Source organism: Aeromicrobium sp. REDSEA-S32_B7 (genome assembly GCF_001626145.1).
Taxonomy (GTDB): Bacteria; Actinomycetota; Actinomycetes; order Propionibacteriales; family Nocardioidaceae; genus Aeromicrobium; species Aeromicrobium erythreum.
In genome coordinates this window covers 1-13172 of the sequence record NZ_LUNF01000002.1, presented here as the reverse complement: position 1 = coordinate 13172, position 13172 = coordinate 1, and the positions used below count along the sequence as shown (strand labels likewise).

Annotated in this window: 12 protein-coding genes; 4 read left to right on the top strand and 8 right to left on the bottom strand. The window is 72.7% G+C overall.

Annotated elements, in window-relative coordinates; translation table 11 throughout:
• Nucleotides 1-32 precede the first annotated feature (32 nt).
• The 3 genes from A6Q79_RS00175 to A6Q79_RS00165 are packed head-to-tail and all read right to left on the bottom strand — an operon-like array spanning nucleotide 33 to nucleotide 2650.
• Nucleotides 33-773, bottom strand: coding sequence for a thioesterase II family protein (locus A6Q79_RS00175; protein WP_067860655.1), 741 nt, complete (start codon nucleotides 771-773; stop codon nucleotides 33-35).
• Nucleotides 770-1483, bottom strand: a complete 714-nt coding sequence (locus A6Q79_RS00170) for a 4'-phosphopantetheinyl transferase superfamily protein (RefSeq protein WP_317695185.1) — start codon at nucleotides 1481-1483, stop codon at nucleotides 770-772. The genes A6Q79_RS00175 and A6Q79_RS00170 overlap by 4 nt, the downstream gene beginning before the upstream one ends.
• Before the next feature lie 3 nt (nucleotides 1484-1486).
• Entirely contained in the window at nucleotides 1487-2650 is a 1164-nt protein-coding gene (locus A6Q79_RS00165) for a cytochrome P450 (RefSeq protein WP_286691166.1), read from the bottom strand.
• Nucleotides 2651-2776: 126 nt separating this feature from the next.
• Here A6Q79_RS00165 and A6Q79_RS00160 point away from each other — a divergent pair, with 126 nt between their 5' ends.
• Nucleotides 2777-3799, top strand: a complete 1023-nt coding sequence (locus A6Q79_RS00160) for a 23S rRNA (adenine(2058)-N(6))-methyltransferase Erm(R) (RefSeq protein ID WP_063844815.1) — start codon at nucleotides 2777-2779, stop codon at nucleotides 3797-3799.
• Here A6Q79_RS00160 and A6Q79_RS00155 read toward each other — a convergent pair.
• Nucleotides 3796-6240: a glycoside hydrolase family 3 C-terminal domain-containing protein gene (locus tag A6Q79_RS00155; protein ID WP_317695176.1), complete on the bottom strand. Its 2445-nt coding sequence runs from the start codon at nucleotides 6238-6240 to the stop codon at nucleotides 3796-3798. The two genes, A6Q79_RS00160 and A6Q79_RS00155, sit on opposite strands and share 4 nt — an antisense overlap.
• A gap of 125 nt (nucleotides 6241-6365) precedes the next feature.
• Here A6Q79_RS00155 and A6Q79_RS00150 point away from each other — a divergent pair, with 125 nt between their 5' ends.
• From A6Q79_RS00150 to A6Q79_RS00140, 3 genes are read left to right on the top strand one after another with little or no spacing between them, the layout of a single operon-like run.
• Nucleotides 6366-7601, top strand: a complete 1236-nt coding sequence (locus tag A6Q79_RS00150; RefSeq protein WP_067860659.1) for a class I SAM-dependent methyltransferase — start codon at nucleotides 6366-6368, stop codon at nucleotides 7599-7601.
• On the top strand, nucleotides 7598-8818 hold the full coding sequence (locus A6Q79_RS00145; RefSeq protein ID WP_067860662.1) for a cytochrome P450: 1221 nt from the start codon (nucleotides 7598-7600) through the stop codon (nucleotides 8816-8818). The genes A6Q79_RS00150 and A6Q79_RS00145 overlap by 4 nt, the downstream gene beginning before the upstream one ends.
• Before the next feature lie 3 nt (nucleotides 8819-8821).
• Nucleotides 8822-9556 (top strand): thioesterase II family protein, encoded by a 735-nt coding sequence (locus tag A6Q79_RS00140; RefSeq protein ID WP_286691165.1) that lies wholly within the window; start codon nucleotides 8822-8824, stop codon nucleotides 9554-9556.
• Here A6Q79_RS00140 and A6Q79_RS00135 read toward each other — a convergent pair.
• The 4 genes from A6Q79_RS00135 to A6Q79_RS00120 all read right to left on the bottom strand — a co-directional run.
• Complete coding sequence (locus A6Q79_RS00135) at nucleotides 9553-10467, bottom strand: cyclopropane-fatty-acyl-phospholipid synthase family protein (protein ID WP_067860665.1); 915 nt, start codon at nucleotides 10465-10467, stop codon at nucleotides 9553-9555. The two genes, A6Q79_RS00140 and A6Q79_RS00135, sit on opposite strands and share 4 nt — an antisense overlap.
• A gap of 62 nt (nucleotides 10468-10529) precedes the next feature.
• Nucleotides 10530-11525, bottom strand: a complete 996-nt coding sequence (locus A6Q79_RS00130; RefSeq protein WP_067860667.1) for an aldo/keto reductase — start codon at nucleotides 11523-11525, stop codon at nucleotides 10530-10532.
• Nucleotides 11522-12793 (bottom strand): activator-dependent family glycosyltransferase, encoded by a 1272-nt coding sequence (locus tag A6Q79_RS00125; protein WP_067860669.1) that lies wholly within the window; start codon nucleotides 12791-12793, stop codon nucleotides 11522-11524. Before A6Q79_RS00125 ends, A6Q79_RS00130 begins: the two co-directional genes overlap by 4 nt.
• A gap of 1 nt (nucleotide 12794) precedes the next feature.
• Nucleotides 12795-13172: fumarate hydratase (locus tag A6Q79_RS00120; protein WP_317695162.1), on the bottom strand; the 378-nt coding region annotated here is incomplete at its 5' end.

Genomic DNA, 13172 nt, shown 5'->3' with positions numbered 1-13172 from the left:
GGTCGTCCTGGCCCGTGAGAACTACGTCGATCCTAGCCCGTCGCGGCCCGCCTGAGCACCTCCGCCACCTCGGCGACCTGGTCCACGAGGTAGAAGTGGCCGCCGCGGAAGGTGAGCTCCGTCAGCGCTCCGCGCGAGTTCCGCCGCCATCCGGCAACCGCGTCTGCCGGCACGAGCGGGTCGTCGCGGGCGTGCATGACGGTGAGCGGGGCCTGGACGACGGCGTCCGCCGACCCGCGGTAGGCGCGGACGATGCGGTAGTCGGCCCGCACCGCGGGCAGCACCAGGGCGCGGATCTCCGGGTCGTCCAGCACCGCGACGTCGGTCCCCGAGAGGCGCAGGAGCTCGGTCAGCAGCGCGTCGTCGTCGAGCGTGACCGGCGCCGCCTCCGACCACCCCGGCGCACCCCGGCCGGACACCACGAGGTGCGCGACCGCCGTGCCCCGACCCTCAAGCCGTCGTGCAACCTCGAAGGCCACGACCGCGCCCATGCTGTGACCGAACAGCACCAGCGTCCGCGCCGCGGCACGGGGGGCGAGTCGCGTCGAGACCTCCTCGGCGAGCGCCTCGATCGACGGCAGCTGCGCCTCCCGGTGCCGGTCCTGGCGGCCCGGGTACTGCACCGCCAGCACCTCGAGCTCTGGCAGCAGGGCACCGAGCGGCCGGTAGTAGGTGGCAGACCCGCCGGCGTGCGGGAGCACCAACAACAGCGGCGCGTCGCGCTGCCCCTCGTTCAGCCTTCGGAACCACACGTCGTCACCGCGGTCGATCATCCTGCGCTCCCCTCGAGGTCGTCGATGCGTACGGCGGCCACCAGGATGCCCCGGTGCCGCACCCACGACCCTTGCAACGTCGAGGGCAGCCCGAGCGCGGCGAGCTCGGGAGCCGGGCGCAGCAACGTCGCCCGGAAGGTCGCCGAGCCCCGGTCGACCACCCCCGCCGCGTCGTCGAAGTCGAGCCAGCTCCCGGCGAGCGGGTACCACACCTTGAAGACCACCTCCTTGAGGCAGAACACGAGCCTGTCCCATGCAGGTCCGGGAGCGCTCGCCGTCAGGTCCGCGACCATCGAGACCTCCGTCGGGTCGGCGATGCTGTGCAGGATGCCCTCGGGCAGCGGCTCGTCCGGCTCGGCGTCGATCCCGACGGCGCGCACCTCCGTGCGGCGGCCGACCGCGACGCCCACGTAGCCGCTGCAGTGGGTGATGCTTCCGACGACGCCCACCGGCCACATCGGCTCGCCCCGCGGTCCCGAGAGGATCGAGTCGGCGCGGACGCCGAGCTCGTCAAGCGCCGAGCGCGCCAGACGGCGCCCCGCGGCGAACTCACGTCGGCGCGCCGGCACGGCCCCCACGACCAGAAGGCGCTCCGCCGGGGTGAGGCCGTCCTCGTCCCCGTGCGCGAACGCCTCGCCGACGACCAGGCGGGCGTCGAGGAGCCGACGCAGCGGTCCGTCCCCCACGGGACGTGCACCGACGAGACCCACGACCTAGACGTGGACCGGCATGGTGCGCACCCCGAGGACGATCTGGTCGAACATCGCGAACGACGGGTCCTCGCGGTCGACCACGAGCCGGCCGCGGGACCGGACGATCTCCTCGAGCGCGACGACGTTCTCGAGGCGCGCGAGCGGTGCCCCGAGGCAGAAGTGGATGCCGTGGCCGAAGGAGAGCTGCGCCGCGCCGCGCACCCCGCGGTCGGGGTCGAAGCGATCGGGGTCCTCGTGCGCCTCCGGGTCGCGATTGGCCGACAGCACCCACACGTTCACCATGACGTCGGCCGGGAGGTCCACGCCGCCGACCCGCGCCGGGGCAGTCGTCGTGCGCTGCATCTGCGGGAAGGGTGGACGGAAGCGCAGGACCTCCTCGACGATGGCGGGGATCCGGTCCGGGTGCTCGCGGGCGAGATCCCACGCCCAGGGATGCTCATCGAGCGTGTTGACGATGTTGCCGAGCAGGACCGTGGTGGTGACGTGGCCCGCGAGGAGGAGCGCGGTCGAGAAGTTCGCCGCCTCCACGTCGTCGAGCCCGCGCCCGTCCACCTCTGCAAGGACGAGCTTGCTCACCAGGTCGTCGGCGGGCGCGGCGCGGCGCTCGGCGCACAGGCGCTGCAGGTACGACGTCAGAGGATCCAGGATCGCCGCAATGCGCTCCGCCAGGGCCGGGTCGGTCGGGTCGTCCATCTGGATGTCGATGAGGGAGGCCGACCAGGAGCCGAACTGCTCCTGGTCCTCGCGCGGCAGGCCGAGCATCTCTCCGATGATGGTGACGGGCAGCGTGAAGGCGATCTCCTGCACGAGGTCGAAACGCGGTCCGGCCGCGTCGAGCAGATCGCGTGCGACCTCGCGGACTCGCGGCTCCAGGTTCTCGACCATCCGTGGGGTGAACGCGCTGCTGACCACCTTGCGCAGCGCGCGGTGGTCCGGCGGGTCCATCTCGTGGATCATCCCCGGGGTCGGCTCGGAGCCCTCGATCACCCGGTTCGGGTCGGAGGAGAACGTGGCGGTGTCCTTCAGGACCTCGCGGACGTCCGCGTGGCGGAACACGTGCCACACGCCGTACTCGTCGCGCCAGACCGGTTCGTGCGCGCGCATCTCGGCCAGCCAGGCGAGCAGGGCCTTCTCGTCGGACATCGGCGGGACCACGTGGGACACGACTCCTCCTCGCGTTGACGGCGTCAGGCGCACCGCCCGACGCGTCGGACCGGCGCGTCCCCACCGTATCCTGAGACGTACCGACGGGGCCCGTCCCGCCGGCGCACCGACGAGGAGCAGGAGCCCATGGCAGGTCCGCAAGACCGTCCGCGAGGGCGCGGACCCTCCTCCGGTCGCCCGCAGCGGCCGGTGGGCGGCCGCAGCCAGCGCGACCGCGACCGGCGGGTCCTCGGCCAGAACTTCCTGCGCGACCCGGCGACCATCCGGCGCATCGCCGACGCCGCCGACGTCGACCCCGACGGGCTCGTCGTCGAGGCGGGTCCCGGCGAAGGGCTGCTCACCCGCGAGCTCGCCCGACGCGCCGGGCGGGTACGCACCTACGAGCTGGACCAGCGCCTCGCGCGACGACTCTCGACCGACCTGGCCCAGGAGACGAGCATCGAGGTCGTCCACGCCGACTTCCTGACCGCGCCTCACCCCGAGGAGCCGTTCCAGTTCGTCGGCGCGATCCCCTACGGCATCACCTCCGCCATCGTCGACTGGTGCCTGACCGCCCCGACCCTGACGTCGGCGACCCTCGTGACCCAGCAGGAGTTCGCGCGCAAGCGGACGGGTGACTACGGACGGTGGACGGCCCTCACCGTCACCACGTGGCCGACCTTCGAGTGGCAGTACGTCGCCAAGGTCGACCGCACGCTGTTCACACCGGTGCCGCGCGTGCACTCCGCGATCATGCGGCTGCGCCGCCGCCCACAGCCCCTCCTGCGCGACGCGGCGGCGAGGTCGCGCTTCGCGGACATGGTGGAGATCGGCTTCGTCGGCAAGGGCGGCAGCCTCTACCGGTCGCTGACCCGGGAGTGGCCGCGCTCGAAGGTCGACAGCGCGTTCGCGCGCGCCGACGTCCACCACGACGAGATCGTCGCCTTCGTGCACCCCGACCAGTGGATCACGCTGTTCCAGCTCCTCGACGGGTCCCGTGGCGGCGCCGCGCGCGGACCGGGCGACCAGCGGGGGCGGCGCGGCCGCCCAGGCGGAGGCCCCCGGCCGGACGGTCGCGCGGGCGGCGGCCCGCGCCGCGACGCGGGCGGGCGCCGCACGGGTGACGGACGCGGAGGTCGCCCCCGTCCCCCGCGCGGCGGCCAGGCCTAGCGGCGCTTCTCCCGCACCATCACCTCGGCGCTGCGGCGCAGGTCCCTGGAGGACGACCCGACCTCCACGGTCCGGCGGCCGGTGCCCGTCACCCAGGCGTCGCGCTCGACGTCCCAATGCTGCAGGGCGCGCGGCTCGATGCGCACCGTGACCCAGCGCGACTCCCCCGCGGCCAGCCGGACCTTCTCGAAGCCCGCCAGCTGACGCTCCGCCTGGGGGAGGTCGACCCTCGGGCTGGCCCCGAGGTAGGCCTGGACGACCTCCGAGCCGGCGCGGTCACCGGTGTTGGCCACCTTGACGCGGGCGACCAGGCCCCCGTCGCGGGCCGGCCGCACAGTGAGCGGCCCGTACCGGAACGTCGTGTACGACAGACCGTGCCCGAAGGCGAACAGCGGGTCGACGTCCTGCTGGTCGTACCAGCGGTAGCCCGAGAAGATGCCCTCGTCGTAGTGCACGGTGCCGTCGACGCCGGGGAACCGGCGCGCGTCGGCCCCGACCGGCGTCTCCTCGACCGAGCGGGGGAACGTCTGGGTCAGCCGTCCCCCCGGCTCCGCGTCGCCGAAGAGCAGCGCGGTCGTCGCCTCGGCACCGGCCTGTCCCGGGTACCACATGTCGAGCACGGCCTGCGTGGAGTCGAGCCACGGCATGGTGATCGACGACCCGGTGTTGAGCACCACGACCGTCCTCGGGTTCGCGGCCGCCACCGCCGCGATGAGCTCGTCCTGGCGTCCGGGGAGGCCCAACGACGTGCGGTCGGCCGTCTCGGCGCCGTCGTCGTAGCCGAAGACCACCGCGACGTCGGCGTCGCGCGCTGCCTCGACGGCGGCGTCCTGCGCCTGCTGCGCGGCGTCGGGCGTGACCCACGTGAGGTCGACGTCGACGGTCGGGTCGCCTCCGGGCGGCGCGGTCCCCGTCAGCTGCAGATCATGCTCTCCGGCCTCCAGGCGGATCGGGACGCTGGTCAGGGGGCCGAACACGTCGCCGACACCGATCGGCGCGGCGCCGTCGACCACCAGGCCGCCGTTGCCGCCGTCCATCCGGACCGCGAGCCGGTACACGCCGGTCTCGGGCACGGTGAGCGTCCCCTCGTACAGCACGCCGCCGGCATCGGGGGTCAGGCGCCCGCCCTCGAACGCGGGCTGGAGCGCGTCGGGCCCGATCGGCGTCCCCCGCAGCTCCTCCCCGACCTCGTAGCTGACGTCGGCGCCCTGGGCCCGCTCGCGGATGGTGTCGACCGGGGCGTTGGCGTAGTCGGGCTCGACGTAGGAGCTGCCGAGGCCGGTGACCTTGGGTTCCTTCGCCGTCGGCCCGATCACGGCCAGGTCCTGCTGCGCGTCCGGGTCGAGCGGCAGCACGTCGTCCTCGTTCCGCAGCAGCACGGCGCCGTCCTCGGCCACCCGCTGCGCGACCGCGACGCCACCCGCGACGTCGCGCTCGGGGCGGGCGGGCGGGTCGGCGTCGAGCAGCCCGAACCGCTCCATCTGGGTGAGGATGCGCGTCACCGACGTGTCGAGCCGCGACTCAGGGATGCGACCCTCCTCGATCGCCCTGCCCAGCGCGTCGCCGAAGAACTTTCCGGGCGCGAGCGAGCCGTCGGGGTTGACGTCGACCCCCATCTCCTGGTCCAGGCCCGCCTCGATGTCCTCGGTGGCGTGCGCCGCGCCCCAGTCCGACATGACCCAGCCCTCGAAGTCCCACTGCTCACGCAGGATCGAGGTCAACAGGGTCTCGTTGCTGCAGGCGAAGGTGCCGTTGACCTTCGGGTAGGCGCACATGACCGAGGACGCCCCGGCGCGGATCGGCGCCTCGAAGCCGGGCAGCTCGATCTCCCTCAAGGTCCGCTCGTCGATGTCGACGTCGGTCGTGTAGCGGTCGGTCTCCTGCGTGTTGGCCGCGTAGTGCTTGACCGAGGTCATCAGCCCCTGGCTCTGCACCCCGCGGACCTGCGAGGCCGCGATGCGGCCCGTGAGCAGCGGGTCCTCGCTGAACGTCTCGAAGTTCCGGCCGGCCTGTGGCACCCGGATGTTGTTGACCATAGGACCGAGGATCACGTCCTGTCGCGCGGCACGCCCCTCTCGTCCGAGCACCTCGCCGTACTTTCGCGCCAGGTCCTCGTCGAAGGTCGACGCGAGCGCCACCGGCGCCGGCATGGCGACGGCCGGACGACTGATCGTCACACCGGCGGGGCCGTCCGTCCCGCTCAGCTGAGGGATCCCCAGCCGAGGGACACCAGGGAGCCAGAGCTTTTCCAAGGGGTCGTCCAGGTTGTAGTTCCAGTAGACGAAGGACAGCTTCTCCTCGACCGTCATCTGCGTCACCAGACGATGGACCTTCCGGTCGTCCCAGGACTCCTCCGGCCCGGCGGGCCTCGCCTCGACCGCAGCAGTCGAACCGGCTGACAGCACCATCATGATCCCGAACAATCCCCCAAGGATGCGCATGTGCCATTGTGCCCACAGGCCCGGCGCGCGACGCAACCGAAGGACGCCCCGACCCGTGCGCGAGCACCTCCACGGACGAAATCCGCGCTTCTCCGGCGGCGCGGGCGTCGAGTAGGGTCGTCGACGTGAGCATCTCGGCCTGCCGCATCTGCGGACACACCGACCTCGAACCGATCCTGTCCCTGGGCGACCAGGCACTCACGAGCGTCTTCCCGGACCGCCCGGACGCTGCCGTGCCGTCCGTCCCGCTCGACCTCGTCCGGTGCACACCGCCTGGCTGCGGTCTCGTCCAGCTCCGCCACACCGCAGACTTCGGGCTGATGTTCAACGACGGCTACGGATACCGCTCGGGCATCCGACCCTTCATGATCAACCACCTCGGCTCGCTCGTCGCGTCCGTGCGCGCCAAGGTCGACGTCGGCCCCTCCGACCTCGTGGTCGACATCGGCAGCAACGACTCGACGCTTCTGCGCTCCTACCTGCCCGACGCGCCCACGTTGGTCGGCTTCGACCTCGTCGGGGAGAAGTTCCGGCACCTGTACCCCGACGGCGCCGACCTGGTCGCCGGGCCGTTCTCCGCCGAAGCCTTCCAGGAGCGGTACGGCGAGCGCCGGGCGCGGATCGTGACCTCCGTGGCCATGTACTACGACCTGCCGGACCCGGTGGCCTTCATGCGCGACGTGCGCGACGTCCTCGCCCCAGACGGCCTCTGGGTGGCCGAGCAGAGCTACCTTGCCTCCATGCTCGACGCCGGCGCGTACGACGTCGTCTGCCACGAGCACCTGGAGTACTACGCGCTCGCCCAGTTCGACTGGATGGCTGAGAGGAGCGACCTCGTCGTGATCGACGCCGAGGTCACCGACGTGTACGGCGGCAGCCTCCGGGTGACGCTCGGGCACCGCGGCGGTCCGCACGCGCCGAACACGGAGGCTCTCGACCGGATCCGGGCTGCGGAACGCGCTGCCGGGCTCGCGACACCGGCTCCGTACGAGACGTTCGCCCGGCAGACCGAGGAGCACCGCGACCGGCTCGTGGACTTCCTCGACCGGTCGCGCGCGCAGGGCCGGACCACCCTCGGGTACGGCGCGTCCACCAAGGGGAACGTGATCCTGCAGTACTGCGGCCTGACCGCGGAGGACCTGCCGTGCATCGGCGAGGTCAGCCCGGAGAAGGCGGGGACGTTCACGCCGGGGACTGGCATCCCGATCGTCTCGGAGGAGGACGCGAAGGCGCGCCGGCCCGACCAGCTGCTGGTCCTGCCGTGGATCTACCGCGACGGCTTCGTGGAGCGCGAGGCCGAGTTCCTGGCAGGGGGCGGATCACTCGTGTTCCCCCTGCCGCGGTTCGAGGTCGTGTCATGACGGCGCTGCCGGAGGTGCCGGACCTGGACTCCGACGCCTTCCACGTCGACTGGTACGACACGTACGCCCAGCTGCGCGAGCGTCGGCCCGTCACGCCCGTCCGGTTCTTCGGCCAGGACGCGTGGCTCGTGACCGGGTACGAGCAGGCCCGGACCGCCCTCACGGACCTGCGCCTGAGCAGCGACCCGAAGGCCCAGTACCCCGACGTCGACGTCGACTTCCCGGCCTACCTCGGCTTCAGCGACCGCGCCAAGCACTACTTCGTGAACAACATGGGCACCAGCGACCCGCCCAGCCACACCCGGCTGCGCAAGCTCGTCGCGCGGGAGTTCACGGCGCGCCGGGTCATGGCGATGCGGCCCCGCGTGCAGCAGATCGTCGACGGTCTGCTCGACACGATGGCCGAGACCCCCGACGCCGACGTGGTGGCCTCGTTCGCGCACCCGCTCCCGATCCAGGTGATCTGCGAGCTGCTCGGCGTCGAGGAGGGCCGGCGCAGCGACTTCGGTCGATGGAGCGCCGAGATCCTCATCATGGACCCCGAGCGGGCCGAGGCGCGCGGGGCGGCCGCCGAGGAGGTGGTCGACTTCATGCTCGACCTCGTCGAGCGGCGCCGGGCCGCGCCGGGCGACGACCTGCTGTCGGCGCTCATCCAAGCCCGGGACGTCGACGAGGCCCGCCTGAGCCAGGACGAGCTCGTCTCCGTCGCCCTGGTGCTGCTGCTGGCCGGGTACGAGGCGTCGGTGAGCCTAATCGGCATCGGCAGCTACCTGATGCTGCGCCACCGCGAGCAGCTGGACGTCCTGAAGGCCGACCCGACGTTGTGGCCGAACGCGGTGGAGGAGGTCCTGCGCCTCTACGCCCCGCCGGAGACCACCACGCGGTTCGCCGCGCAGGACGTCGAGATCGACGGCGTGAGCATCCCCGCCTACAGCATGGTGCTCGTGGCTGGGGCGGCCGCGAACCGCGACCCCGCGCGCTTCCCGGACCCCGACCGCTTCGACGTGCGCCGCGACACCAAGGGACACCTGACGTTCGGCCACGGCATCCACCACTGCCTGGGCCGTCCGCTGGCGATGCTGGAGGGCGAGGTGGCCCTCCGGTCGCTGTTCGAGCGGTTCCCCGACGTGCACGCCACCGATCTCGACGCGGTCGCGTTCCGTCGCTCGCTGCTGCTGCGCGGCATCGACAGCCTGCCAGTCCGTCTCGGCGGGTGAGCCGTGACTGACGCCGACGGCTGGTTACGCTGCCTCCGCCGCGAGGCTGGGGCGTCCGCGGACCTGCTGTGCCTGCCGCACGCCGGCGCGGCCGCGGACTCGTTCGTGGCGCTGGCCGCTGCCCTCGCCCCGGACGTCGAGCTGTGGGCCGTGCAGTACCCCGGACGTCAGAACCGCAGCACGCAGGAGCAGCTGCCCACAGCCCAGGCGATCGCCGAGGTCGTGGCCGACGCCTGGCGCTCGCGGGCGCGGACCCGACCGTTCGCCGTGCTCGGGCACAGCATGGGCGCCCTCGTCGCCTACGAGGCGACGCGACTCCTCGAGCCGGCCGCCGTCGACGCCCCGGTGCGTCTCGTGGTCTCCGGCCAGACGGCACCGGAGCAGCACGCGGGCCGCACGGACCTGCCGGACGACGACGGCCTGCTGGCGGAGGTCCGGCGCCTGGACCCCGGCACCGTGCTCGACGACGAGGACCTGCGCGAGCACGCGCTGCCGACCCTGCGGGCCGACTACCGCGTCCTGCGCGACTACACCTGGGACCCGCGGCCGCTGCTGCGCACCCCGCTGACCGTCCTGTGCGGCGACGCCGACCCGCTGACGCCCGTCGCCGACGCCGAGCGCTGGCTCGCGCTCTCCATCGTCCCGGGGCGCGTCCGTACGCTCGAGGGCGGCCACTTCTTCCTGCGCGACCACGTCGACACCGTGGCCGCCCTCGTGCGTGAGGACCTCCTGGACTAGGCGGTCGGCTTCCGGGCCGAGGCGATCACGAAGTCCAGCGCGGGGAGCTCACCCTTCATGCCGGCGTCGCTGGTCAACGACCGCTTCACCTGGGAGTAGAAAAGCCGGCTGACGCTCGACTTGAAGCTGTCCTCGGCGAGCTTGTGCTGCCAGTACTCCAGCCACGGCTCCATGACGCGGTCGCGGATGCTGCGCACCTCGACGTCGACGAACCCGGCCGCCTCGAGCTGCTCGGCGTACACCGCGCGCGGGACCCAGTTCGCCGCCGGCATGCCGCCGGACAGCGAGCCCTTGCGCTGGGGCGCCAGTCGGGGCGTGCTCGAGCGCTCCCCGTCGAGGTCCAGCGGGATGATGTCGCCGATGGCGAGCGTCCCTCCCGGCTTCAGCACGCGGAACGCCTCGGCGAAGAACGTCGTTCGCGGGTCGTAGTGCAGCGCGGACTCCAGCGACGTCACCCGGTCGAAGCGCTCGGCCTCGAACGGCAGGTCCGTCGCGGACCCCTCCGAGAACGACAGTGACTCGGTCAGTCCCTCCGCGACGGCCCGCTCCTGCGCGGCCGCGACGTGGCTCGGCGTCAGGTCGATGCCGGTGATGCTGGCCGGGCGACGGCTCTCCCACCAGAAGAAGTCCTGCGCGCCGAGGCCGAAGCCCACGTCGAGCAGGTGGTCGCCCGGGCCCATGCCGGAGGCCTGCGCCAGCTGGTCGGCGAGGGCCTCGTTGGCCTCCTCCAGACTGCTGCAGCCCGGCTCCCAGTACCCCAGGTTGATGTAGGCGCCCTCGGTCGTGGCGTCGTGGTCGTCGGCGAACAGCTCGTACGCGACGCGGGTCCGCGTGGACGGACGCACCCGCGTCCACACGTGCCACCGGACCACGTCACGAACGTCCTTCACGATGCTCTGTCGTGCTGCCATGCCCCTCGATGTCCTCTCTTCATGACGACCGCCGTCCGTGCGGACGACGGGTCGGGGTGGGATCACCCCATCCACGCCCACGGCGCCGCGACGGGAGCCGGGGGCGGGAAGATCGTCTCGAGCGCCGCCACCAGCGACGCGTCGAGCGTGGTCGATGCCGCCCGGAGGGCGGAGTCCAGCTGCTCCGGTGTGCGGGGACCGATGACGGCGCCCGTGACCCCCGGCCGGTCCAAGAGCCAGGCCAGGGCCGCCTCGGCGGGGTCGAGGCCGTGCTCGCGGCACGTCGCCTCGAACGACTCCAGCGACGGGCGCACGGCGGGCAGCAGCTCCTGCGCCCTGCCCTGGGCCGACTTCACCGCGACGCCGCGGCGCAGCTTGTCGAGCGCACCGCTCAGCAGGCCCCCGTGCAGCGGCGACCAGGCGAACACCCCGACCCCGTAGGCCTCGGCGGCCGGGAGCACCTCGAGCTCCACGTCGCGCCGGGCGAGGTTGTAGAGGCACTGATGGCTGATGGTGCCGACGCCCTGGCGGCGCCGCGCCGCCTCCTCGCCCGCGGCGATCTGCCAGCCGGCGAAGTTGCTGGATCCCACGTACCGGACCTTCCCGCTGGCGACGAGGGTCTCCATCGCCTGCCACACCTCGTCCCACGGCGCCGTCGGGTCGTACTCGTGCATCTGCAGCAGGTCGACGTGGTCGACGCCCAGCCGGCGCAGCGACGCCTCGCAGCCCGCCACGACGTGCCGGGCGGACAGCCCCCGCTCCAGCACACCGTCGCCCATGGGGCTGCCGACCTTCGTGGCGACGACGGTGTCCTCGCGCCGCCCGCCACCCTGCGCCAGCCAGCGGCCCAGCAGCTCCTCGGTGTGCCCCTTGTAGAGCCGCCACCCGTAGATGTCGGCGGTGTCGACGCAGTTCACCCCGCGGTCGCGGGCGTGGTCGAGCAGCGCCAGCGCGTCGTCGTCGTCGACCCGGCCGCTGAAGTTCACCGTGCCCAGCCACAGGGAGCTGGTCACGAGTGCCGAGCGGCCCACCCGCACGTAGGGCACGTCGGCGCTCACGGGGCGTGCTCCTCGACGCGACGGACGCACTCCTCGACCACGGCGGCAGGGGTCGGCTCGGACAGCATGGCCTCGCGCAGACGCCGCGCGCCCTCCGCGTACGAAGGCTGCTCGAGCACGGCGACGATCGCGTCGCGCAGTCCCTCGACGGTGAGCTCCGGGACCGGCAGGGCGATGCCGGCACCGACCTGCTCGGTACGGGCGGCACGCACGCCGGTGTCCCAGCCGTCGGGCAGGACCACCTGCGGCAGGCCGTTGATCGCTGCGGTGTGCCAGCTTCCCGGCCCGCCGTGGTGCACCGTCGCCGCGCAGGTCGGCAGCAGCGCGTGCATGGGGACGAATCCGACGGGCCGCACGTTGTCGGGCAGGCGCTCCACGCCGGCGAGCTGGTCCTCGTCGAAGGTGGCGACGACCTCGGCGTCGACGTCGCCCAGCGCCTGGAGCAGGTCAGCGACCGGCACCTGGCCGATGTCGTTCTCGCGACTGGAGATCCCGAGCGTCAGGCAGACGCGCGGCCGCGACGGCCGGTCGCGGAACAGCCAGGACGGAACGGTGGACGGCCCGTTGTAGTCCACGTACCGCATGCCCACCGTGTCGAGCCCCGTGTCGAGGCGCATCGGGGCCGGCGCCGGATCGATGGTCCAGTGCCCGACCACCGCGCGCTCGCTGAAGTGCACCGGTCGGTCGCCGGCGAGACGCTGCATGGTCCACGTCAGCCACTCCCCGAGGGGGTCCTCGCGCAACCCCTCGGGCTGCTCCTCGCGCAGGGCCAGGAAGCGCTGGCGCGCGCGGACCGCGATGTCCGGGCCCCAGAGCAGCCGTGCGTGCGGGACGTCCAGCACCTCGGCGACCACGGAGGCGGCGAAGGTGAGCGGCTCCCAGACGATCAGGTCGGGCTTCCACGACCGGCAGAACTCGAGCAGCCCGTCGGCCAGGGAGTCCGAGCTCATGAGGGCGTAGAACGTCGGCGTGAGCACCGTCTGCATGCCCAGCTGGTGCTGCCAGGTCAGCGTGCTCGGGTCCTCCTCGCTGAAGTCGAGGCTGCGGACGTAGTCGATGATGTCGTAGCCCGCGTGGGTCATGAAGTCGACCAGGTCGACGTCGTCCCCGACGGGGACGGCGGTGAGGCCGGCGGCGGTGATGTCCTCGACGAGCGCCGGGGACGCCACGACACGGACCTCGTGGCCGGCGGCACGGAAGGCCCACGCGAGCGGCACGAGCCCGAACAGGTGGCTCTTGCTCGCCATGGACGAGAACACGACACGCATCTCAGGACTCCTCACGGACGACGGGGAAGCTCAGGCAGGACCGCACGACCGCCGACCGCGGGTCACGGGTCACCGGGCCCACGAGCTCGAGGGGGCGCTCGAGCAGGACGGGCAGCACGAGCACGGCGAGCTCGCGCACGAGCCGCTCGAGCGGGTCGCGCTCGGCGAGCAGGTCCGACAGCGACGGGGTGGTCGGCTCCCGGTCCGGCCGGAACGCGTCGGGATCCTCGAGGAGGGCGTGGTCGCGGTCGGCGACCGCCGTCACGACGATGACCTCGTCGCCCTCGCCCAGCGCGGCCTCGTCCTGCCCTTCCGTCCAGACCTTGCGGCCCTTCTTGCCCATGATGATGGCGGTGCCGGTGTCCTGGCACATCGGCAG